Raw genomic sequence first — 22807 nt, forward strand, 5'->3', positions numbered from 1 at the left:
TAAATAATCAATCGTAAATACACTAAGCGTGTATAAGCATAGATACTCTTAAATCTTACATTCTAAAAATTGAACGTTATATACTATACGACATTTTCAGGAAACTACTATATGAAATTCCTTTTTTCTTCGTAGTAGATTATTTTCTATTACAATATAAAATTAATCTTCCGCAGCATTGAAAGATATAACTGTATTTAATCCCTTTTTTATAGAATATTATATTTCTCCCTTATAATCTTTATTGAATGATTTACATTCTGGGCACTCTTTCGACGACGGAAAATCTTATTATAACATCATGAAACATGTAGAGTGTGAATTATTGCATTTATGCAACTGTTTTCAACAATGCTTCAACATTGGAGGAGAGTGTAAAGAGTGTTTGGAGAAGTGATGCGACTATAGTGATTACTGATAATTTTTCCACGGATGGTACATGGGAGAAATTACAAGAGCTGAGAAAGGATTATAATTTAACATTATATAGGTTAAAATCAACTAGGGGTAAGGGTAGAGATTATTCGTTAAAGCATTGTCCTGATAACAGTATTACCACTTATTTTGATTTAGATATGAAGTACAATGAGAGTTTTCATAAGATCCTAGAATGGGCTCCCGGTGATAAGAAGACACTGGTGAATTTAATTAATGGGTTTGTTGTTAAGAGAGAGACCATATTGGAGAAAGGTGGTTGGAGGGATCTAAATAGAGCTGAGGATTGGGAGACAGTTTCTAGGGTTGGTTTCGATTATTTTTTACCTGCACTAATTCACGCTGAGTTACGTAATGAGTTAGTAAGAGAAAGGAGATATGCTAAAGGTTTAAAATATTACGTCAGGAGATTTAAAAATAAATTGGACGTTATAAGGGGTTTGGGATACAATTGGAGTGATATAAACATTGTGTACTCCCAACACTCAATTTTATATAAAATTTTTGTAAATTCCACTTCCTATATACTCGCCAAACCTATGGGGATTTATAGGAATTATAAGGAATATAATAACGGAGTCGGCACAATATTGTCAGCTCTTGATAAGATGATTGATCTTAAGGAGATAGGAGTTAGTAATAAGTACTTCATCTTTGGCGGATATTGGGGTTTCTTTCATGCGTATAATTTGGACAAGATTATTGACGAGAAATTGCCAAGGAAAGTAGGGAGAGTAATAAAGCTAATATGCAATGATAGTGGACTACGATATGTAAAGACTTTGGAGGGATTTGACATCATTAAACTCGCATCTTCTTTAAAGGATAAGCTGGAGTGTAGTAAATTCAACCTTTAGAACCCTCTTCCTCGCTTGACTGTCTACTTATCTCCAATGCCTCAGCGTAAATGAAGCCTAAAATTATCCAACCGAAGAATAGATACACAATGTACTTGTTAAACGTTGGCAAAGAGTAAAGAAAGACTGAAATGCTGACTATTGATGCAAAGATCCCAATGAATATTTCATGAATGTGCTTTAAAGCTCTCTTTGACGCAATCCTAACTAATGATGAATTTGCTGAAATGTGGACAAATAGGTTGTTTAAACCAGCTAACGCTCCAAGTATTGTAAAAGTATTATATAGTCCAAAGACATAGGTCATCGCAGTCAAAGCAGTTATAAAGACTAATCCTACAATGAGTTCAGAGTATTTCACCTTAGAGAGAGCACTAGGCATTATCTTATCTTCAGCCATTGTCTTCAGTGTTCTTGAATCAGCTAATATGTAAGTCATCCCTCCTAATGTCCCATCACTTAAGGCAATTAACGCTATTATTAATGTACCTATTAGGCCAAATCTAAACAGTAAGTAATCTATCAGGTTTCCAGTAAATTTCATAGCTGCTAAGGAGTAAAAGAAAAACGTCGCTAAGACGCCACCGAATAATAGAACTGAAATTGCTGCCTTACCTATGGTTTTAGGATTAGCTTCTCCACCTAAGGGAGCAATTGAGCCGTAACCTGTTGGTATTCCTAATCCGAATACTACAGCTGATATTAAGGTAGGTGTTATTGAACTCGGTATCGGATTGTAAAAATTCCATCTAGAATCGTAAAGAAACAATATGGAAAGTAAGGAAATTATTAAGATTTCAGCTATTGAAGCTCCAATGGCGTATTTAGCTGATACTTGTACTCCAGCGAGTACTATTGATGTTGAAATTATTCCTATTATTAATGCGTAAAACCACTGGTCATAAAATATGGAAGGCAATATTGCAGATGGTATGTAAGTTGAGATAATGGTATAAAGTACGTAAGCACCACCTGTGAGTAGGGTTCCACCATAAGCCAATCCGTAAAGTAAATAGTTCCAACCAGTATTTAACCCTAACCTAGAGGTTAAGGAGTAAAATGCATATGTATAATATCCCCCACCTCTTTTAAATCTCCCAGATAAAGAGTAAATAACTAAGCCGTTAAATAGAACTACAAGAGTCGCAATCAACATTGCAAACGGTGCTTGTGTTCCTACTTTTCCTATCATAACAGTACCGAAGGTTAGTAAGGAGATAAAGGGTGCTTGTCCACCAAAGGAGATGAAGAATACGTCCTTAAATGTTAGTTTTTTACTTCCCTTCAATTCCTCCTCTTTCTTGCTTATCTCTTCCTTCATACACTAAAAGATAGTGATACATTCAAATAAACGTTTTCGTGCTAACTCAAAGAGGAACTGATCCCATCCTAGGTTTTCCTATGAGGTTTAGGGGTATACGAGCATGAGGAACTTTATCATAAGTGACTAGAACTCAGATGGGATCTTTCTACTACAAAAAGGCTTATAAATAATTTTTCTTCTAGTATTTATGTAAGAAATAGCCATTTTCTGATGTCTAGAATTATAGACAACCTTTTATTACTATAAATTTTCCCTTTTTTGGCACTTCACAACTTCTCTAAAAGCTTTTCAAACCCCTTAACTTCTCTAAGAGGTAATCCCATACCTCCTCTTGTCACAGCTAGAACTTCAGCAACAATTGACAATGCAATCTCTTTCTCACTTTTAGCGCCAATATCTAACCCAGCTGGTATTCTCAATTTCTTTAATTTTTCTTTGTCAATTCCAGCTTGGATAAGCCTCTTCAATATTACCTCAGCCCTTTTTAAGCTCATTATTACAGCTATCTCCTTGGCTCCCCCGTAAATTGACTTCATAATAGCCCAAGTATCATAAACGTGCCTAGTTGCCACTATTACGTAATTGTCCCTTACAACGTCATCTGGAATTTGGAAAGTAGTACCCTTAATCACCTCGTCAGCCTCATAATAACTCTCCTCAGCAAAGGGATCAACTACTAAAACGTGAAAACCCATATCTTTTAGATACCTTGCTATAAATGGTGCAACATTAATTCCCTTTCCGGTACATTTACTAGCATCAACCTTGACAGTATCTCTATCGCAAAATACTGGTTCTTCCATATCCGCTTCTCTACTTGACGCAAATATGACGATCTTCATAAATTAACATACTAACTAAAGACTTATATGTATTCATTAAAACCTCAAAAGGTAGTTTCAGGTAAAATGATTAGGAACTTTTAGCAACGGGATTAAATATTAAAGATTCTCAGCTAATAAAAGTTATTAGATATAGTTTTAGAATTTTACAATAACCTTTTTTAACTTGTATCTCTATACTTCACGCTAAATTACCCGCCTTACCGGTTTCCCTCACCTTAAATCTTTTTTTAATTTATTGTCTGCTTATGCTGTAGTTAATTCTGTTTCTTCTATAGATTCAATATTAGACAAGTAGTATTATTATTTATAAAATAATTTTGGGTCTACCGTCACGGAAGGGGACTTTTGTCCCCTTAACCCCCATAAAGTTAAATTTAGGGTCAGAGCTGAATAGGATAGTGTATTTGGTATAATGAGACTTATGAACCCAAGTAACTCTCCCCTGGTCACCATGTTTTAAATGAATCCACATGTTAATGCTGGTTGATACTACGCTCAAAATTCGACCGAAACTTTTATTACTGAAGACCCTTTACCATTCATGATGAGAAGAAAGTCGAAAAACTAGAAAATCCTGAGAGGAACGAGTTCAATGAGAGGAAAGTCTTAATATGAGTAAAGTTTATTTTCTCATTTTGCCACTTCTCTTTAATGAAGATTAGGGTAGGTTTTATAGGTTTAAAAGGTGGTGTAGGGAAGACAACGATAGCATTAAATTCTGCATTATATCTTTCCAAGAGATATAAGGTGTTATATATTGACAAAGATCTTCTTTCCATGGGATCTTTAATTTTAGGATTTAATGGTCTTGGTTTTCATAAAGCGATAATAGAGGGATTAGGCAAGGAACAATATGAGTATAAGGTTAATGATAACTTAACGCTATTCAAGTTATATAGTGATCCAGTAAATGAGAGAGAGTTACACAATAAGGTTAAAGAAATGGGTGAAAGGGCAGAAAGAGCTTACGTTGATGTAGTATCTAAAGGTTACGATGTCATCATAATAGATTATGGTAGGATTTTCAGAACTAATGATCCCTTAGTGTATGATGAATATGAAATGTTCAAGAAAAATTTTTCTGACTATCTCATAGGTGGAGTAGGGATAACTGACCCTGTCAAGAATGATATTACAGATGCTGTAGAATATTTTCTAGATACAATAAATAGACTCAAAACTAAACCCTTAGCTTTCGTAATCAACATGGTACCTCAAATAGGCGATATTCAGAAAGAAATTGACCAATTAGTCAGAGAAATTAGTGAAGTCGTAAAGTGTGATATAATTACTATTCCCTTTAATGAGGAGCTGGTACAATATAACAAATTAGGAGAATTTGGAGAAATGCAAAAAGTGGGAAAGTTAATAGAGAAAATTTTATCTCAAGCGTAATAGAGATTTTTGTAACCCTTTACAAGTATTTTTCACAAAAAGGTTCATTTCTTGAAGATTTAATAGTCTAGATGACAAGTTATTTATTTGGAAATTTGCACATCTAATACATAAAAATTAGATAAAAATCATTTAGTAATGCTGTAATTATTCTTCATTAGAAAACGTTAATGGGATAATAAGAAAAAATTGCTTATATGTATCTTTTTTAAAAAAAGAGGAAATGCTTCACTCTTTAGTCATACCTTTCTTCATTGGAGGGATAATAGATATTAATATAACAATTAGTATGAACGCTATTACGATAGCAGGTATTCCGTAGATCTGGTATAACGTATATTTTCCTACGTAATTTACTATGTAATTCATTATAGTTTCTCCTGGCGTCAATTTGACGTAATTTACTGGTATTGTGATGTTTTTGACGTACGTCTGGTTATTATAGTAATAGAACATTGATATTTGAAATATGGCATTCTTCGTAACATGTATAGTAAAAGGCATTGCTATGGTTTCGTTTGGTAGTATTTGGGAGATTACGTAGAATGGTGGTGTTATCCCAGTACCATTGGGTTTTATTAGGATGTATATATTGTTAGCGTATTGGTTTCCAGTGTTTTGTATGTATAGTATTAACGTTGCTGTGTATGTTCCAGTTGTTGATCTAGTCACATTGATGAATTGATATGATACATTCAGCCTAACGAATGGGACTTCGTACACTTTCTGTGAATACGAAAACTCTCTATTATCAGCATAAAAGGTAATGTAAACGAGGTTAGGTTTTATGGTTGTAGGATACAATATATTTTCTTCGGGAGATAATTTGACTATATCTATTATTTCTTTTCCAAATTGAACAGTTATGTTATTTAGAGACACATTTCCACGATTAGATATGTTAATGTAACCGTTATTCCACATTACACTTATTGGATATACTAGAGGGAAATAATAGCTACCTAAACTTACGTTCTGAAAACCTAATGGCGTATCGAAGAAAGCATAAAGCTTGAGTGAAACATTTGAATTAGCGTAGATCGATAACGTGAAATTTGTTGTACTATTTGGAGATAAGTATGGAATAACTAATTTTTTCATAAAATTATTATAGTTGGTAATTATGGTGAGGTTAGTTATTGGAAGGTTCTCTTTATTTGCTATTGAGACATCAAGGTTATTATAACCAGGATAAACGACATTAGTAGGACTTTGAACATTTGCGTATAGAGTTGGGATTGAAGTATTTACGTTCGTTTGTAAAACGAATTGCTTAACATAATAGAGGTTATAAGGCGTTAAAAATCGTATAGTTAATGGAATATTCACATGATAAATCGGAATATCTTGAAATGGAACAAATAATTCCACTGATATGTCCTTACTCCCGTTAACATAAGATAAAGTGATGTTTTTCATGAAATATGGGGACGAGATATAGGCGTTGTAGATCGGAGATTGTGTAGTAATTCGAAAGATAACATCTTGTAAACCTTGTATTAAGCTTGAATTTAGTAGGCTAATACTAAAGCCATACGTACCATAATAGGGCAAAGTAAATGAAGTATTATAAAATGCATTATCTCCGCTTTCAGTGATCAATGAAAACATTACTGGGAAATTTAATTCATTAGGTAAACTTGAATTAACTATAGTAACGTTAAATTGCAAGTTATATTGTTGTACTTGAGAGGATAAGGGTAAAATGTCTTCTATGTAATTTCCTTCGGTAGTGTTCAGAATTCCTTGAGGTAAAAGTATCTTTACAATTAGAGCATAAGCGTTTATCCTAGTAGAGTTTAAGAACGTAATTAAGTTTACATTTATCGTTGTAAGATTATCCAAGGTGGGGATTGTCTTCCAATTAGCTGTAATCAAGTATGAAAAAGCTGGTGTTGTGGATGATGAATTTATCACTCCAGATAATACTAGTGGGAAGAGCACTAGAAGGATTAAGACTATTGATTTATACATTTTACCCCACTACTCCTCAAAATCCTTTAATATCCATCCTTGATACGCATGTATTTCTAATTCTTTACAAACTGACACAGATTTCACTTCACCTTTAGTGATAGAAACATTAGGAATAGTCTTATCATCACATAGATTTAATACTCTATTGAGATCAAGCTTTGAGATATCACTAACTAGAAGAACGATTTTCACATCTTTTCTTTTCAGTTCCTTTATCTCTTTAATATTCTCTTTATGGACATTAAGGTATATTAATGTTGATTCTTCGTATATAAAGATCAATCTTAATTCCTTCTCTAGATCCAAATAGAACGAAATTTTAATTCCATTGATTTCAACATTTTTCCTCGCGCTAATCACTTTCTGATCTAACTTTATGACCGTTTCCATTAAATAATCATTAATTAAATCGTCTTCTATTAACTCATTTTTTGAAGCTAAAATTTTATCCATTTTTCCACCTAAGCCAAATAAGTACTTCCCCTCCATTCGGAAATACCGTAATGGGTAATTGCTGCATATATAAACATGGGGAATATTACGAATAAACCGAGAATACCTAGCGTAATAATGTCAACAAAAGACATTTTATCTGGGAGTTTAAGGTTTAAGATCCCAAAAGATATTTTCATACTTAAGTAAAGACCAAAAATGAAGATAAGGAGTGAATATAATATTATAGGTATATTAAATCCAAAATAAGCTAGATGACTCCAAGACCACGCGGTGGGATTTGCCGGAACGAAAAGCGTATCTATTAATGCTAGAGCGAATGAGAATGGAGCTAATAGATATGTTAGCATATGAAATCTGTATTTACCAGGCATTTTGAGGAATAAGCCGCTCCTAATTTCTTTTATTAAATAAAGATAACCGCTCCTAGCCCATCTCAACTGTTGGTTGAGGAATTTCAAAAACGTAGGCTGAGCTGCTGATTTGGCTACTGCCGTAGCTTGATAAACTGTCTTATAGCCATTCATATTTGCGAAATAAGTCAATGCTTTATCGTCTGCTACAATTAGTCTACTCTTTCCGTAAGTCTCATGATTAAAGTCCTTTATCGTCTCCAGCAAATAGCTTCTTCTGTAAGCAGCAATCTTTCCATCAATTACATTTAACGTGCCATTTAACGCTCTAACAACTATATCCCTACTATATTCTATTATTTGTCCGAATAAATAGGGGATTCTGCCATCAGTTCTGAATAATATTGGTCTTCCTTGTACTCCTGCCACCTTAGGGTCTGCAAAAGGTTTAATGATTTCATTGATAGTATTATCCTCCATGATCGTGTCACTATCTAACTGCACTATTATATCTCCACTAGCGTTTAACCAACCTATGATTAATGCCCCACGTTTACCAACCCTTTTATTAAGGCTTATTACCTTAGCACCGTATTTTTTTGAAATATCCGCTATTTCCTTCCTCTTATCGTCATGGATTACTATTATTTCGTCTGGATTATTTCTGAAAACCGATTTAATGCATTTCTCGAAAATCTCAAGATTCTCACCGTACTCCGGAATTATTACACTTACCTTCACCTTATCTCTGGTTAAACCATTGGTATAAGGTTTGTAGCTTTTAGCATAATTGCGTAATAAGAATTGTCGAAACAAGAAGAATATTGCAAAGTTCACTGGGAAATATATGAAGACTCCGTATTCCAGCATATACAGCACATTTTCTAATTCGTATAACATATTCTCTAAATCTCTAATATTGTCAACACTTAAAGCTTATAAATCCTTATGTTTTTTTCATACGAATTATATATATAATAAGTATAAATTATGTATACCTTATAACGTAGAAAGATAATAATATTTAAATAAATAGCATTCATTCTCAATTAGTAAAGTTAACTATACAATATCCTTAATAGCATATAAGATTTTCATTTATTTACCGTAATGAGTCTATCTTTATTAGAGGAAATAGATCGTTAGGAAAGCTATATTATTGAAGTACTTTACGTAAATTTACTTCAAATCCCTTAAACCTTAATAATAACATAGATTCTATTCGAAGAGATTTAAGTAATCGTGAGTACTTCAAGCGTGGATAGTACAAATACACCTTAGATTTCACACTGAAAAAATTAAACGTTATGTATTATACGTCATTTTCAAGAAACTACTATTATTGATAGTATTGTTTACAAAAGATAATGTAAGAATCGTGAAAAAGCGAATATGAGGAGGTTTTGCCAAATTACTAAAGTTATTGGAGCTTGCAAATGTTTTATATAAAATAAATAAAGTAAATTTCCTGAGTAAGAATCATGAATAAGAGTCGATGCATATTATGCAAGCGAAACTATCTGTTTATTTTTTTAAAGGAGATTGAAATCAACTGCTGAAGACATTTAGCTAATCACCCTGACTTTATCTGTGGACTTATAATCGATTTGCAAGAATATTTTTAATAACACCATAAAATATTAAACATTAGAAGTTAAGGTCACGTAGAGCAATGCTGATATTTGATGAATAAAATTAAAAAGAAAATCACACTACCACTTGTGACAATAACAATCTTATATGCTTTTTACCAAAACAAAATAAAGTTCAATGAATAGATATAAATTACTTTTAATACAAAATGTTCAAGGGAAAAAGGAGATGACAAAAACGCTCATCTAGGTAGCCCCATCACTGAGTATTATCTAGTTTATAATAAGGGAGAAACACTCATCAATAGTTCAGATTTAGTTTTAAGATAATTTGGGCATAACAATGAGTATTTAGGTTGAAAAGAATCTTATTGTAGTGTCAATAATCATTACATACCCTTTTATACTATGAATCCATAGTATATATTGTGAGACTTCAGATTAAGGGAAAATACGTTTATGTTACCATGTGGGATAAGCAATTGAAGAAGCCTAGAAGGTTTTACTTATGTAGTGTTGACAATTTAGAGAAGTATAAGACGATAATTGAGTTCGCTAAGAAGTTGAAGGTAACGAAGGAGGAGTTAGAGGATTATCTAAATTTTTACGTAGATAAAGAATATAACCTTACCAAATTCGATTATGTTCTCATGTCCTTAGTTTTTGGTGAGATGCTATGGAGTGGAGAATCAAAGAAGCAATCAGAAAAGGAGTTAAAGTCGTGAAGAAGTTTTACCCTGACTACGCTTTAATAGGGAGAATGGCTAGGAACTTTTACGCTCCACCTGAGACTACTCTTGATGTGGACTTTTTGGTAGATTTAGATAAGGTTGAGGTTTTAGCTGAACTTATTGATTACGTGAGATCTCAGAATTATGAAATTTTCCCAGCCGAAGTAGGTCATTGGCAATATAGGATTGTTATTAAAGGGATGAGAATTGATTTGGTAAAACCTAAGGGTGTTATCATTGATCAGGAGATGATATCTAGGAGAAGAAATCTGAGGATAAAAGGTATTGGCGAAATTTATGTAATTTCCTCAGAGGATTTAGCTGTCCTTTACGTAATATCCTCCTTAGAAAGAGGTGTGAAGGATTTAATAAAGGCTAAGGATGTTATCTCCTATTCAATTGCTAGAAGGGATTTTAACGTTGATTACTTCTTACACAGATGCGATAAACATAATGTAAAGCCGCTATGCATGGAATTAATATGAAGAAAAAGCCTCACCTCGAGATCTAGCCTTAGGGAAGTGTTCTCATGCAGTCATCTTATTCGATATTTAGCTGTAAAATTATATCAGACTAGAAATTTTTATAATTGCTCATCTTAATCTAGAGGTAACCACGAAACTAGAATGTACAAAATAGTCTAAGAAGCTTTATGTACGAGAGTTGCGAGGTCCATATCGCTCACCCTCACAAAAAACTCGCAACTTATATAGGTGTATTACTAAACTGCCCTCGCACAACTAATACTTTCTATTTTTTAAATCTTAAAAGAAAGTACGAGCTAAAGGATATTGCACTAGCGTTAGCATACTCCTTGGGAGTTCAGATCAAGAAAATAGGAATCCCACCATCAACACTACTTGAGGAAAGTAAAGATAAGGAGGAGAAAAGCCAACACACTCATCATGCAACTCCAATAGAACCGTTCATCCAGAGGGAAAGAAAAATACAAGTGTAAAGTGTGTAGAAGGACGTTTTACAACACGCTGAAGCACGGAATGAATAAGGAACAAAGGGAGAGAATCTTAAAGGAGTGCTTGAACAGGATGAGGGGAATATCAAGAGTTGAGAATATAGCGTTAACTACAATATATAGCATAGTAAAGAGAGTTGGGTTAAGGGCTTTTGAGTTGTTGATTCTGAGGAGTCAACTCAAGAGTTTAATGGCTAAGTCTAAAGTGTTTGAAGAGTTCCGGACTTATTTAGGCATGGGAAGAGGAGGAGGTTTGCCAGATGGAATACCGTTCTTTGAGTCTGGGTATAGGGATTACAAGACCTTCCGTTTCCTCAGTTACCTAGGAGTGGAGTAAACTATACTGATCACTAAAAAATGAAATCCTCACACTGACGTTCTTTCCTAATAATTTAGCCTCTTTCTTTCACCCAAAACGTCACCAGCAATAACTATAATCCCCTCCTTTTTGGCTTTCAATAACACCTTTTTAGGTATAGAATTGCAGACTAGGTACATCTTTATTTGTTTCTTAGTTCCTTTTGATTCTAAAATTTTTTTCCTTACGATCAATTGCTCTATTCCATCTGTATCGCCCAAATTCTTTACCTCAAACAAACGAATTTCATCATTAGTTTCATAAAAATCGACCTCAAACTTCCTTCCCTTTTCGATAACACCAACCTCATCTACAATATAACCATGCTTAACACTAGAAGGATCAACACCATGTAATTTTAAAGCCTCTTTGTAAAGCTCCATAAGAGTCCTCTGAACGTGAATACCAGCCCTAGAAGTAAAGGATTCGAAACTAACTTTCAACTTTAGGAAGGCTTTGGTTAGTTCTTCTATTCTTTTAGAATGTTCTTCTAGAATTTTTGAGTGCTCCTCAATTCTCTTCGCTAATTCCTCCACCCTTCTGGTTAGTTCTTCTATTCTTTTCGAGTGTTCTTCTAGAATTCTCGAATGCTCCTCAACTCTTTTAGTTAGTTCTTCTATTCTTTTCGAGTGTTCTTCTAGAATTTTTGAGTGCTCCTCCACCCTTTTGGCCAACTCCTCTATTCTTTTCGAGTGTTCTTCTAGAATTTTTGAGTGCTCCTCAATTCTCTTCGCTAATTCCTCCACCCTTCTGGTTAGTTCTTCTATTCTTTTCGAGTGTTCTTCTAGAATTCTCGAATGCTCCTCAACTCTTTTAGTTAGTTCTTCTATTCTTTTCGAGTGTTCTTCTAGAATTTTTGAGTGCTCCTCCACCCTTTTGGCCAACTCCTCTATTCTTTTCGAGTGTTCTTCTAGAAGTCTATATATTTTACCTATTTCATTTTCGATGTCCCCCAATTTTTTCCAAACTGACGCTATTTGCTGGTTATTTTCTTGTACTACCTTGGCTAAAGTGACAACGCTTTCTTCTAGCTTAGTAAGTCTCTGCAAAATAATATCATTCTTAATTCTTTCGGAAATTACTGAAGTTATTTTATCAAGTAACGTTGGATTATTTAAGATTTCATTTATGATATCTTCACTCACTTGCCCAACCCTATTCATATTTATTTAGTCTAAAAGTTAAAAGTGTTATCACAGAGACTTTACAGTAAGTATTTAATTGGCTCCCAAGGATGAATCGTAACTATAAATGAAATTGATAGAAAAATATTTCATACTTTCTTAATTACATAAATTCATTTAAGGATAAAATTTGATAATTGTATATGGAACCGCAATATCTTTGTATAATTTTATATTACTTTCAATCTCTAGCTTATCCACATTACTATTCAATTTTCTTTTTCAGTTTAGATTAGTCTGGTCAGCTGCAATTCCTTAAGTAAATGGCCAGTGACTTTAATCTTATAATCATAGATAAGAGTTTTCATTTTATAATATTCTACTTTCCTATAGAAATTTCTATATTTTTCCTAGAGAAGTTTTACAGTTTGTCCATGTTATAGTAATAATGCATCTTGAAACTGTAGCTAATATGGGAAGTTTTATCATATTCAGTAATTTATGGTATCTTCTAAAGTTTAGCTATAAAGTTAGAAATTAAATGTTCTTGGAAAAACAAAAAACAATATAATCACCTATGGATGTTGAAATTTGCAAATGAAATCTTTAGGGATAAAATTAAATTATAATAGTACTTATAAATCCTGAAAATACACCGTTTAACAAATTATACGCTATTGTTAATCCTAAATATGTTTGAGGATAAGATACTGTGAAGGCGTATGGCAATAAGGAGAAGACTAAATAGGATAATCCCGTAATTAAGGCTATCTTTCTAACCTGAATTAAAGAGGATTTCTCAAGCACTGTCCTACTAGGAAAGACAAATGCTATTAATATGAGCAATACTAAAATCTGCACAATGCCCTCTGCTGGAGAATGAATTAGAGCTTCAATTGGCGAAATCTCAAAAGGGCTTGGAGGATAAAAAGCCTTAACTATTAGTGATATTATTGCCATGATTATGGTTAGGATAAAGGAGTAACCTATCGACGTTGCAATATTATAACCTAGAATTCTACTGTTGTACTCCACCACTTTGTTGTTGCCCCCTTCTGGGTAGACTAACTCTGATTAAACCGTCAGGTAAGTTCACTATAGTTGATAGATTGGGATAGTAAGGTACTCCTAGTGCCATATTAACTGATGCAGGATTTTGTTGATCAGCTAAGATCCTAGCTAATCCCATTCTAACTGCATCGGTCAATGGCACTCCTAAATCCCTTAACTGTATTATCCTTCTCAACTCTGGATCTTGAGGTAAAAGTCTAGTTATTCTCACGGATATTAGATCAACACCTATTTCCGCTAAGAATTGCTTTAAAGCTGCTGTAACTGCAGTGGAAATATCAGAGAACTTTTTGAAAACATCTGTTAAACCCACGCGATTTAAAACTGAACTTACTTCTTGATCTACTATTGGGGAAATATAGTGAGCGAGATCTGCATCTTTGAAATATAGAGAACCGAATTGGACATTGGTCACTAAGGCTGCAGGGTTCTGAACTCTAAAGTAAATTGCTGTCTCATACTCTAAAGGTACTAAATCATCAGTCTGACTAATTCCAGCTACTCTAACTTCGTGTCTGGTGGTTGAGACGAAATAAACTACTGTATCATATGGTAATGTATTATACCTAAACTTAGATAGGAAAGCTGAGACGGGATTACCGGGAGTTTGAATGTTATGACTTCCAGGGGGTAAATCTGCTGCAATTTGCCCTTGTATTACGACAATCGCCCTCTCTGTTGGTTGCACTATTATGAGTGATTTCGAAGTTATTGCCTCTTTTGGATATTTGAAAATTATGGTATCAGCTGTCATAAAACTTGAACCGTCTTCTTTTTCAGTCGAAATAACTTGGCCTCTAACAGTTAGTGACATATAGAAATAAGTACTACGAAGAGTATTTAAACTTTTTCATTACTATTTTCTAAGTTCAGGAGGATAAAATAGTTTCATCCTATCGTAAAATATTGTTCTCAAATCGTTTAATAATGGTTCGAGTTCACCAATTTTATTATCCTTTGCAAGGTCGACTATTTGCGAAGCAATATCAATCATTTTTACGTCGTGATTAACTATTTGATCCAACTCTTCTGTAGTGACCTTCCACCTAGCGTAAATATCTGCACCTCCACCTTGACTCGACATTATATAGTTTATTAGTTCTCTAATTTTAGAGATTAAGAACTCCATTACCTTAAGTTGTGGTGAAAACGGGTCAGCCGAGGCAATGAAACTTTCCTTTTCTGAGATTATCCTTATCGCTTGTTCTAACCTATCAGCAACTGCTCTCCTAACTAAGAAATCATCTTGTCTAATTAGATCCTTAGCCTTATATCCCCTATATCCCGGAATGAGTAATTGCAACTGCTCAATTGGAGTTAGTTCCCTTGGCATATTTGAATATACACCTAGGAGATTATAAAATTATTTATCCTAAAAATATTTTAGAACGATAACCATAAAAGCGAGATTTATCTCATTGTCTTTTTGTGTTAAGAAATATAATAGTAAGCTGGATAGGTACTTTTCTTCAGTTATTTTTAAGACTCAGTTGGGGAGTAATATCACTACCAATAGCCTTACTTTTCCACTTAAACTCAGTACAAATAGGACTAGTTGCCACAGCTTTTTACGTGGGTTATGTGGTTTCCTCAATACCTTGGGGTTTGATTATAGACAAAATAGGCCCAAGTAGTGCTGTGGAATACGCATCAATAATATTGGTAGGAATGAACCTATTGCTCTTCCTCTTCCTTACGAGTTACGCTATTTTACTTATAGTATATCTAATAGAAGGACTAATAACAGCTGCCATATTTCCATCTGCAATGAAAATTGTAGCAGTTAGTTATTCCAACAGCTCAAAGTTCACATTTTACGTGGCTCTAGTGGAAAGTGCTGGACCAATAACTATAATCACTTTAGGTATTATAGCTAGCTTTCTACTTCATTTGTGGAGATTTATTTACTTAATTATGGCAATAAGTTTTGGATTAATTGCAATTTTCAGCCACTTCAATAGAGTAAACGTTAATAAAACTGAAATCAAGAGGTCATTCAAGATAATCCTTGATAGGAAAATAACAATGGCAACATTAGTGAGATTAGGGGAACTGTGGTCCACATGGGGTACAACAACCTGGATTTTCCCAATGCTAGTACTTTATAGAGGCATAGCTCCAACATTCTCAGCTCTATTCCTCCTCCTTTTTGGTGTTGGTCAGTTGGTGGGGATTTTAAGTGTAGAAAGACTAGTAGAAAGGCTTGGCGATACTAACGTTATCTTGATAAATCTGATAGGATTCATCGCATTAACGTTTTTGATAATTTTCTCAAATAACATTGATATACTTCCAGAAGCTTTCTTGTTAGGGATTTTCTCGTTCTCCTATAGACCTCCAACGGATTCCTTAATAATGAAAATAGCTGGACAATCTAGTGCAGGGACTTCAATAGGTTACGCCAATGCTGTATCCCAAATTGGGACGATGATCGCTCCATCATTTGTAGGATTGACACTGTATTTAACCCATAGCTTCTCCGTTTCAATGTTAGCTCTAGATGTGGGGTGTATAATATCTATCGTATCACTTTTATCCTTGAAACATTTATAGTAGTTCTCATATAATATTTAAGCGTGAATTTAGGTAAAATCATAGGCTTAATAGTATTCATTTCAGTACTTATCGTTCAATTTGCCATCATTAATCCATTCAACGTTTTATATCAAATAACCTTAAACCAAATCAACTACACTATTATGCCGTTATTCACCACACAACCGAAAGTAAGCATAGCTATTTACAATAATCAGTTAATCTTATCTTTTAACAATACACTCAACTTCCCCATAACCTTACTAAACGTAACTGGAAAATATACTTATTTATCAAAGCCGGTAACAATTAGCCCTAATGAGGTAAAGAACATCAGTGTGGTTGTGACAAATTTGGAAATGTTTGAGAGGGCAGTTCAAGATAATTCATACAACTTAACGATAGTGATCAAGATATTCAATACAACCTTTTCACAAAGTGAGAAAATATGATAGTTAAAAAAAGAACGTTAATATTAATCATAAGCATGTTGCTGAACGTAATGGTATCATTACTTCCGGGTTATTGGTGGTATTATTCCGCTGGCGGAATAGTAGTAATTAAGGATAGCCTCTTCTCATTCTACTTAGAATTCCTTGGTAAAGAGTTAGAAATAGGTACAATAATAAACTATATTTTGTTTGCGTTTAGGTTCTATGTGATAAGTGTTTCCCTTTATTATATCTATCTCGCCTTGAAAAAGGATATAATGAGTCACTATCTATTAATAACATGGATAAGCTATCTCTATTTATTGGACCCACTTATATTTTACTTAATATTTAATTACGTGGTAGGATACGTTACTCCCACGAAATATCCGCTATTTATAATAGGAAGTCAGAACATGAGTGTGTTGTACAAAAACGTAAAAGTAACAATTCTAGTTGAAAGTTACCCCACGATCTACTATTGGGTAGCCTTTTTTGCGGGTACCTTTAACTTGATCTCAAGAATAATAAACCGGTAAGCTATCTTAGCTTTCGTAAAATATAGTCTTGTGCTTTAAGATACATCCTTGTATATAGGATTTTTCTAAAGGGAGAATAATATACTCTTAATTTTATCAAGGAAAGGAACATTAGAATTATGACCTTTATTAACTTTTTAGATATTTTACTATCACTTTCATCATGAATATAATTAATTTCAACTTCCTTAACTTTATAATGTCTACGTTTAAATGCGTAAATTAAATTAACGTCAAAAAGGAGATCGTTAATTACCAACTCGCTCAATACGCTTGAAACCTTTTCCCTATTCAGTAATTTAACACCGGCTTGGAAGTCTGAAAATTTAGCCAGGGAAGGAAAGAATATCTTCGTGAGTATTATAAATGCCTTATGTAGGAACCTCCTCTTTAATGGCATCCCAACAATTTTCCTCTTGGGAATAACTAGGTCAGCATCAGTGCTTAAAATTTTATTTAACTCCTCTTCAGTAATTGGAAAATCAGCGTCAATTAGCAAAACTCTCTGGAAATTGCTTTCAGTAATTCCTCTTTTTAAGGCTCCCCCTTTACCAAGTCTAGTCTTACTTATTATTAGCTTTGCCGGAAATTTCTTAACCACTTCTGGCGTATTATCGTTTCCATCGAATACTACAACTATTTCAGCATTAGGTAATATTGATGATATTTTATTTAACGTCTTACCGATTCTTCTTTCCTCATTTAGTGCTGGTATGATAATCGAAATCAATTTGACTAGTACTAGTAGGTTAAAAAATAAAAGTATTTTGAGCGAAGATCTATAATACTTATATAACGTATTTCATAAATAAAATAGACCAAAATAACCTATACATATTTACATGAATTGTTAATTATTCTATTCTATATAAACTTGCACGTGATCTTAAACTCTTCCATAACCTCTCTTACGACTTCATGAAACTCTGAGTTAACCAACTCACATAAGAAAGGAGAATATACAAGAACTTCCTCTAAACTTACCACTTTCATATCCAATAGGGGTTTTAACGTAACATACCAGGATAACCCCCTTACAACCTTATTATTGTCCTTTAACATTTCAAGGAAATACTCTTTCCTTTTCATAACCTCATCCAAAGATAATATTCCCCTATTGACGAACTCTGGAACACTATTCCACGCCCTATATCTCGTTCCAGTATCGTGAAATGATAAAAGTTCCAGTAGAAACTCCTTATTCCTTATGTTCAAAATAACGTAATTCCAGGCTTCGTGTTTAATATCCTTATCCTTATCGGAAAGAAGTCTCCTAATTAAATCTAAGGGTAAATTTGACGAACTCCTCAAAATATTCAGTACCTTTTCCTTCTCCATGTTCAATTACTCATTTAGTATTAGACCATTTATTTGTTACTGAACTTAATCGCCAATAATGCATGGGCTAAAGCACCTAGTTTTAAAACATCCTCATCTACACAGAACTTAGAGCTATGATTGGGATATATACAACCTTTCTTCTCATTTCTAGTTCCCAAGAAGAAGTACGTACCTGGAGCTTTTTGGAGAAACCTAGAGAAATCCTCCGCTCCTAACACTGGCTCAGTCTCAATAACTGTTGATATTGAAGATAGAATTTTCATTACCTCATCAGTCACCTCTGGGTTATTTACTGTAATTGGATAGACGTCCTCCATGAATTTGACCTCACAAGTCGCACCGTAAATTCCACATATTGATGAGACAATTCTTCTCATGTAATCCTTAGCCTTACTCCTCACATTCTCATCCAAACTTCTTATTGTTCCCTGCATTTCTGCGTCGTCTGGTATTATATTATCCTTAGTCCCAGAATGTATTGTAGTTATGGATATAACAAAGGGTTGAACTGGGTCTATTTGCCTAGCCGTTATACCGTAAATTGCGTTGGCTATTTGTAAGGAAATGAAAATTGGGTCTATGGTCTCGTGAGGAGCCGAACCGTGACCGCCTTTTCCATGAACTATAATCTTGAACGCATCTGGCGTAGCCATTATTGGACCTTTTCTTGTTGCGAATATCCCCGATGGATAACTACTAGATATATGTATACCAAATACGTAATCTACACCGTTCATAACTCCAGCCTCTATCATTGGTTTAGCTCCTCCTAATCCTCCATCCTCCTCTGCTGGTTGAAATATTAGCCTAATTTCACCGCTGATCAAATCTTTATTCTTAACTAAGAGATAAGCTCCGCCTAAAAGCATTGCTACGTGAGTATCGTGACCGCAAGCGTGCATTACACCTTTAACTTTTGATTTGAACTCTAAGTCAGTAGTCTCCTCTACTGGAAGGGCATCCATGTCTGCTCTTAACGCTACTGTTTTCCCAGGCTTATTTCCCTTAATCTTACCAACTACTGCTGTAGGTAATCCAACTCCTTCTTCTACTTCTATTCCCAATTTCCTTAACGTTTCCGCTACTAGTTTAGACGTATTATATTCTTTATAGGAAAGTTCTGGATATTCATGAATTTTCCTTCTAATTTGAATTATCCAATCCTCTATTTCCTTTACGTCACTCTTTAACTTCTCAACCAAATCCATAAGAGAATTAGTGAACTAAAAATAAAAAGCTTAATCCGTAAATAAAAGTTAACCGTAAATCTTTTCAGTTTACTGACGCGATAGGGAATAATGAATAAATTATATATGATCGTAGTTCCGATAATTGTAATAATAGTTGTAGGAGTAATCGGTGAAGTTATTTACTTACACTATCAGTCACCTAATGTTAGAACCTCAACGATAAGTGTTAATAATAATGGGACCACAACTTCGATGACCACAACAACTACTACTGTACCTACAACAATGACCTCCACTAATCCCATACCTCAACTAATTTACGTTACATCTCCTGCTAGTTCACCAACTCCAGTTTACCTAAATACCTCAACTATACCGTCATTCTATATTGAAGTAAATATGTGGAATGCTAAAACTTGGAACGGTAACTACACTATGGTCTTTAATCCACTCACTCGTACGCTATCTGTTAGTTTCAACCTAACGCAAGTTAATCCCTTAGAGTGGACTAATGGCTATCCGGAGATTTATGTGGGGAGAAAACCATGGGATACTTCATATGCGGGTAATATATTCCCAATGAGAATAGGTAACATGACGCCATTCTTAGTATCATTTTACATAAACTTAACTAAGATAGACCCGTCAATAAATTTCGATATTGCATCAGATGCTTGGATAGTAAGGCCCCAGATAGCCTTTAGTCCCGGAACAGCTCCGGGTAATGGCGATATTGAGATAATGGTTTGGTTATTTAGTCAAAACCTACAACCAGCTGGACAACAAGTTGGAAAAGTGGTAATCCCAATATATATCAATCACACTCTCGTGAACGCTACTTTCCAAGTATGGGAAATGAAGAGTGTTCCCTGGGGAGGTTGGGAATATATAGCCTTTAGACCAGATGGCTGGAAAGTCACAAATGGATACGTTGCATATGAGCCCAATTTGTTCATCAAAGCGTTAAGTAATTTCACAACCTACAACATTACAAATTACTATTTAACGGACTGGGAATTAGGTACAGAATGGGGAACCATGACTTCTAATGGTACAGCGTACTTCTCATGGACTATATCAAATTTCTCTGAAACTCTCCTCTAATTTTTAACTCTCATACGAAAACTCTAAACCTTTTTTATCTTTTTACACAAACAGTGTAACATGGTTAAATATACTAATAAGGATAGGATAGTAGCTGGAGTGCCATTGGGAGGAATTGGTACTGGAAAATTGGAGATCGACAACAAGGTCAGAGTAACCAACGTTACAATAATGAACAATTGGGGGAATCCCATTAAGCTCTTAAGAGGATTCCACTTATTCATCAAACCTAAGGATAAGAGAGGATTCCTTTTTCAACAAGACAGTGGGCTATACAAGGTAAGGGAATTCCCAAGTGAAATATTTTATGAAGGTAAATATCCAGTTGTTACAATAATGGGAAAGACTGATGATGTCGAAATAACGTTAGAAGCTTTTTCACCAATTATTCCCCACGACTTGAAGAATTCATCATTACCAGCAATTGGGATCAGTTTAAAAATTAACGGTATCAAGGATGGGATCGTAGCAATATCCTTCCCAAATATCGTTGGTAGCGTGAGTGTTGGGAGGGTAAATGAAAACATAAGAAACGGCGTCTTACATAAAAACTTAAAGGCAAATGATTACGATCCAGCAAAGGGAAATACTACTTTAATATCAAACAATGTGAGTAAAATTATAACGCAATATAACCTTAAGAAAAAGCCAAGCGAGACCACAAACTTTTGGCTATCACAATACGAAAATGAGGAGCCTTGGGTTAAATTGAATATGGGAGAGGAAATTGAGGATGATCCTCACGAAGTAACTGGTCATAGGGATGATCCAGCAAGTATTATAATATCAGAAATAGGAGTGGAAATAAGATATGTGTTTGCATGGTATTTCACTGGTAAACATGTCTATTACCCCTATGGGCACTATTACGAGAACTTCTTTAAGGATTCCTCGGAAATTGCAAAGTACTTTTTAGATAACTTTGACCAATTGAGAAAGAATGTATTTCACGACATCGTAAAAGTAAGAGAAGAATGGTTGAGAGATGCAATAATTAACAGTGCGTACATTCTCTCCTCAAATACTTGGCTAGATGAAAAAGGCAGATTTGCAATTTACGAGGCTCCACAGAATTGTCCATATTTAGGTACTATAGGTGCTTGTTATGAATTTGGCTCTCTACCAGTGATTTTAATGTTCCCAGAGTTGGAGAAGTCATTTCTGAAATTATTGATTAGTTACGTAAGGGATGACGGTTATGTTCCCCACGATTTAGGCTTTCACTCCTTAGATTCCCCAATTGATGGTACTACTTCCCCTCCAAAGTGGAAGGATATGAATCCTAGCCTAATACTATTAGTTTATAGGTACTTTAGATTCACTAACGATATTGACTTCTTGAAAGAGGTTTACCCAACTATGGTTAGGGTTATGGATTGGGAGTTAAGACATTGTAAAGGCGGTTTGCCCTTTATGGAGGGAGAAATGGATAACGCGTTTGACGCAACGATCATTAAGGGCAACGATAGTTACACCTCTTCCCTTTTCATAGCTTCTTTAATTGCAATGAGAGAAATTGCAAAGCAAGTCGGTGACAGCAATTATATTGATTTCATTAATGAAAAGTTAAGTATTGCTAGAGAAGCATTTAGAAAAATGTTTAACGGTAGGTATTTTAAAGCCTGGGATGGTGTTGAGAAGGCTTCCTTTCTAGCTCAACTATACGGGGAATGGTTTGCAACTTTAGTAGGATTAGAGGATATCGTAGATGAACACATGATAAAAAGTGCCTTGGAAAGTATTGTAAAACTAAATGGCAATGCCTCTCCCTATTGTGTCCCTAACCTTGTTGACGAAAACGGCAAGATCGTTAATTTCAGCGTTCAAACTTACTCCTCTTGGCCTAGAATGGTATTTGCAATTTGTTGGCTAGCTTATAAGAAAGGTGTCATTAATGATTTGAGCTTTTGTAAGAAAGAATGGGATAACTTGGTGAGAAACGGTATGGTTTGGGATCAACCATCAAGGGTTAATTGTCACACTGGAAAGCCGGAGATCAACTATCTGGATCATTATATAGGCAGTCCTAGCATTTGGAGCTTTTTATTCTAAATTTAATAGTTAGTTATTTTATAGGTACACGAACCTTATATCTACATATGTATACATACGGTGAGAACTAAAATAAAAAGTATTCATTTTTTAGACATATAATAGTAAACTATAATTTATGTAAAAG

General features: G+C 34.3%; 21 protein-coding genes and 1 pseudogene. 10 read left to right on the forward strand and 12 right to left on the reverse strand.

Annotated elements, in window-relative coordinates:
- Positions 1 to 317 precede the first annotated feature (317 nt).
- On the forward strand, positions 318 to 1292 hold the full coding sequence (locus tag GFS03_RS04285; RefSeq protein ID WP_153422662.1) for a glycosyltransferase: 975 nt from the start codon (positions 318 to 320) through the stop codon (positions 1290 to 1292).
- Here the strand turns inward: GFS03_RS04285 and GFS03_RS04290 are convergent.
- Positions 1282 to 2613: an APC family permease gene (locus tag GFS03_RS04290; protein WP_153422663.1), complete on the reverse strand. Its 1332-nt coding sequence runs from the start codon at positions 2611 to 2613 to the stop codon at positions 1282 to 1284. The two genes, GFS03_RS04285 and GFS03_RS04290, sit on opposite strands and share 11 nt — an antisense overlap.
- A gap of 269 nt (positions 2614 to 2882) precedes the next feature.
- Complete coding sequence (locus GFS03_RS04295; protein ID WP_153422664.1) at positions 2883 to 3458, reverse strand: XdhC family protein; 576 nt, start codon at positions 3456 to 3458, stop codon at positions 2883 to 2885.
- A 654-nt stretch (positions 3459 to 4112) separates the two neighbouring features.
- Between GFS03_RS04295 and GFS03_RS04300 the strand changes: the two genes are divergently transcribed.
- A complete protein-coding gene (locus tag GFS03_RS04300) occupies positions 4113 to 4856 on the forward strand; it encodes a ParA family protein (protein ID WP_153422665.1) in 744 nt (247 codons plus the stop codon).
- A 228-nt stretch (positions 4857 to 5084) separates the two neighbouring features.
- Here GFS03_RS04300 and GFS03_RS04305 read toward each other — a convergent pair whose 3' ends face one another.
- From GFS03_RS04305 to GFS03_RS04315, 3 genes are read right to left on the reverse strand one after another with little or no spacing between them, the layout of a single operon-like run.
- The gene (locus tag GFS03_RS04305) at positions 5085 to 6830 is read right to left on the reverse strand and encodes a hypothetical protein (RefSeq protein ID WP_153422666.1); all 1746 of its coding nucleotides are present in this window, start codon (positions 6828 to 6830) and stop codon (positions 5085 to 5087) included.
- Between the two features lie 9 nt (positions 6831 to 6839).
- Complete coding sequence (locus GFS03_RS04310) at positions 6840 to 7322, reverse strand: hypothetical protein (protein ID WP_153422667.1); 483 nt, start codon at positions 7320 to 7322, stop codon at positions 6840 to 6842.
- A complete protein-coding gene (locus GFS03_RS04315; protein ID WP_238699196.1) occupies positions 7295 to 8509 on the reverse strand; it encodes a glycosyltransferase family 2 protein in 1215 nt (404 codons plus the stop codon). The genes GFS03_RS04310 and GFS03_RS04315 overlap by 28 nt, the downstream gene beginning before the upstream one ends.
- A 1150-nt stretch (positions 8510 to 9659) precedes the next feature.
- Here GFS03_RS04315 and GFS03_RS04320 point away from each other — a divergent pair.
- From GFS03_RS04320 to GFS03_RS13520, 3 genes and pseudogenes are all read left to right on the forward strand, one after another.
- Positions 9660 to 9956 (forward strand): hypothetical protein, encoded by a 297-nt coding sequence (locus GFS03_RS04320; RefSeq protein ID WP_153422669.1) that lies wholly within the window; start codon positions 9660 to 9662, stop codon positions 9954 to 9956.
- Positions 9908 to 10447 (forward strand): hypothetical protein, encoded by a 540-nt coding sequence (locus tag GFS03_RS04325; protein ID WP_181443776.1) that lies wholly within the window; start codon positions 9908 to 9910, stop codon positions 10445 to 10447. Before GFS03_RS04320 ends, GFS03_RS04325 begins: the two co-directional genes overlap by 49 nt.
- A 224-nt stretch (positions 10448 to 10671) precedes the next feature.
- Positions 10672 to 11286, forward strand: a pseudogene (locus GFS03_RS13520) (IS1 family transposase); the annotation flags it as partial.
- Positions 11287 to 11319: 33 nt separating this feature from the next.
- On the opposite strand, the gene GFS03_RS04340 reads toward GFS03_RS13520, so the two are convergent.
- The 4 genes from GFS03_RS04340 to GFS03_RS04355 form a co-directional block, all read right to left on the reverse strand.
- Entirely contained in the window at positions 11320 to 12438 is a 1119-nt protein-coding gene (locus tag GFS03_RS04340; protein WP_153422672.1) for a hypothetical protein, read from the reverse strand.
- A 597-nt stretch (positions 12439 to 13035) separates the two neighbouring features.
- Positions 13036 to 13455 carry a hypothetical protein gene (locus GFS03_RS04345; RefSeq protein WP_153422673.1) on the reverse strand — a complete coding sequence of 140 codons (420 nt, stop codon included), beginning with the start codon at positions 13453 to 13455 and terminating at the stop codon, positions 13036 to 13038.
- Positions 13436 to 14302, reverse strand: coding sequence for an SPFH domain-containing protein (locus tag GFS03_RS04350; protein ID WP_153422674.1), 867 nt, complete (start codon positions 14300 to 14302; stop codon positions 13436 to 13438). The genes GFS03_RS04345 and GFS03_RS04350 overlap by 20 nt, the downstream gene beginning before the upstream one ends.
- Positions 14303 to 14344: 42 nt before the next feature.
- Entirely contained in the window at positions 14345 to 14821 is a 477-nt protein-coding gene (locus tag GFS03_RS04355; protein ID WP_153422675.1) for a hypothetical protein, read from the reverse strand.
- 95 nt (positions 14822 to 14916) lie between these two features.
- On the opposite strand from GFS03_RS04355, the gene GFS03_RS04360 reads away from it, so the two are divergent.
- The 3 genes from GFS03_RS04360 to GFS03_RS04370 are packed head-to-tail and all read left to right on the forward strand — an operon-like array spanning position 14917 to position 16993.
- Positions 14917 to 16041, forward strand: coding sequence for an MFS transporter (locus GFS03_RS04360; protein WP_153422676.1), 1125 nt, complete (start codon positions 14917 to 14919; stop codon positions 16039 to 16041).
- Between the two features lie 23 nt (positions 16042 to 16064).
- A complete protein-coding gene (locus GFS03_RS04365; protein ID WP_153422677.1) occupies positions 16065 to 16475 on the forward strand; it encodes a hypothetical protein in 411 nt (136 codons plus the stop codon).
- Positions 16472 to 16993: a hypothetical protein gene (locus GFS03_RS04370; RefSeq protein WP_153422678.1), complete on the forward strand. Its 522-nt coding sequence runs from the start codon at positions 16472 to 16474 to the stop codon at positions 16991 to 16993. The genes GFS03_RS04365 and GFS03_RS04370 overlap by 4 nt, the downstream gene beginning before the upstream one ends.
- Before the next feature lies 1 nt (position 16994).
- On the opposite strand, the gene GFS03_RS04375 is transcribed toward GFS03_RS04370, so the two are convergent.
- From GFS03_RS04375 to cpsA, 3 genes are all read right to left on the reverse strand, one after another.
- Positions 16995 to 17723 (reverse strand): glycosyltransferase, encoded by a 729-nt coding sequence (locus GFS03_RS04375; RefSeq protein WP_153422679.1) that lies wholly within the window; start codon positions 17721 to 17723, stop codon positions 16995 to 16997.
- Positions 17724 to 17857: 134 nt separating this feature from the next.
- Positions 17858 to 18331 carry a hypothetical protein gene (locus GFS03_RS04380; protein WP_153422680.1) on the reverse strand — a complete coding sequence of 158 codons (474 nt, stop codon included), beginning with the start codon at positions 18329 to 18331 and terminating at the stop codon, positions 17858 to 17860.
- Between the two features lie 29 nt (positions 18332 to 18360).
- Positions 18361 to 19542, reverse strand: a complete 1182-nt coding sequence (cpsA, locus tag GFS03_RS04385; RefSeq protein ID WP_153422681.1) for a carboxypeptidase CpsA — start codon at positions 19540 to 19542, stop codon at positions 18361 to 18363.
- A 90-nt stretch (positions 19543 to 19632) separates the two neighbouring features.
- Between cpsA and GFS03_RS04390 the strand changes: the two genes are divergently transcribed.
- Positions 19633 to 20628 carry a GH12 family glycosyl hydrolase domain-containing protein gene (locus GFS03_RS04390; RefSeq protein ID WP_153422682.1) on the forward strand — a complete coding sequence of 332 codons (996 nt, stop codon included), beginning with the start codon at positions 19633 to 19635 and terminating at the stop codon, positions 20626 to 20628.
- Positions 20629 to 20688: 60 nt separating this feature from the next.
- Complete coding sequence (locus GFS03_RS04395; protein ID WP_153422683.1) at positions 20689 to 22680, forward strand: GH116 family glycosyl hydrolase; 1992 nt, start codon at positions 20689 to 20691, stop codon at positions 22678 to 22680.
- Positions 22681 to 22807 lie beyond the last annotated feature (127 nt).

This window comes from Sulfolobus sp. E5-1-F (assembly GCF_009601705.1).
GTDB lineage: Archaea > Thermoproteota > Thermoprotei_A > Sulfolobales > Sulfolobaceae > Saccharolobus.

Excerpts from the sequence above, each read along its gene's own strand:
- GFS03_RS04290 (WP_153422663.1), bottom strand. The coding sequence starts at position 2,613 with ATGAAGGAAGAGATAAGCAAGAAAGAGGAGGAATTGAAGGGAAGTAAA.
- GFS03_RS04295 (WP_153422664.1), bottom strand. The coding sequence starts at position 3,458 with ATGAAGATCGTCATATTTGCGTCAAGTAGAGAAGCGGATATGGAAGAA.
- GFS03_RS04300 (WP_153422665.1), top strand. The coding sequence starts at position 4,113 with ATGAAGATTAGGGTAGGTTTTATAGGTTTAAAAGGTGGTGTAGGGAAG.
- GFS03_RS04305 (WP_153422666.1), bottom strand. The coding sequence starts at position 6,830 with ATGTATAAATCAATAGTCTTAATCCTTCTAGTGCTCTTCCCACTAGTA.
- GFS03_RS04310 (WP_153422667.1), bottom strand. The coding sequence starts at position 7,322 with ATGGAGGGGAAGTACTTATTTGGCTTAGGTGGAAAAATGGATAAAATT.
- GFS03_RS04315 (WP_238699196.1), bottom strand. The coding sequence starts at position 8,509 with ATGCTGGAATACGGAGTCTTCATATATTTCCCAGTGAACTTTGCAATA.
- GFS03_RS04325 (WP_181443776.1), top strand. The coding sequence starts at position 9,908 with ATGGAGTGGAGAATCAAAGAAGCAATCAGAAAAGGAGTTAAAGTCGTG.
- GFS03_RS04350 (WP_153422674.1), bottom strand. The coding sequence starts at position 14,302 with ATGTCACTAACTGTTAGAGGCCAAGTTATTTCGACTGAAAAAGAAGAC.
- GFS03_RS04355 (WP_153422675.1), bottom strand. The coding sequence starts at position 14,821 with ATGCCAAGGGAACTAACTCCAATTGAGCAGTTGCAATTACTCATTCCG.
- GFS03_RS04370 (WP_153422678.1), top strand. The coding sequence starts at position 16,472 with ATGATAGTTAAAAAAAGAACGTTAATATTAATCATAAGCATGTTGCTG.
- GFS03_RS04380 (WP_153422680.1), bottom strand. The coding sequence starts at position 18,331 with ATGGAGAAGGAAAAGGTACTGAATATTTTGAGGAGTTCGTCAAATTTA.
- cpsA (WP_153422681.1), bottom strand. The coding sequence starts at position 19,542 with ATGGATTTGGTTGAGAAGTTAAAGAGTGACGTAAAGGAAATAGAGGAT.
- GFS03_RS04390 (WP_153422682.1), top strand. The coding sequence starts at position 19,633 with ATGAATAAATTATATATGATCGTAGTTCCGATAATTGTAATAATAGTT.
- GFS03_RS04395 (WP_153422683.1), top strand. The coding sequence starts at position 20,689 with ATGGTTAAATATACTAATAAGGATAGGATAGTAGCTGGAGTGCCATTG.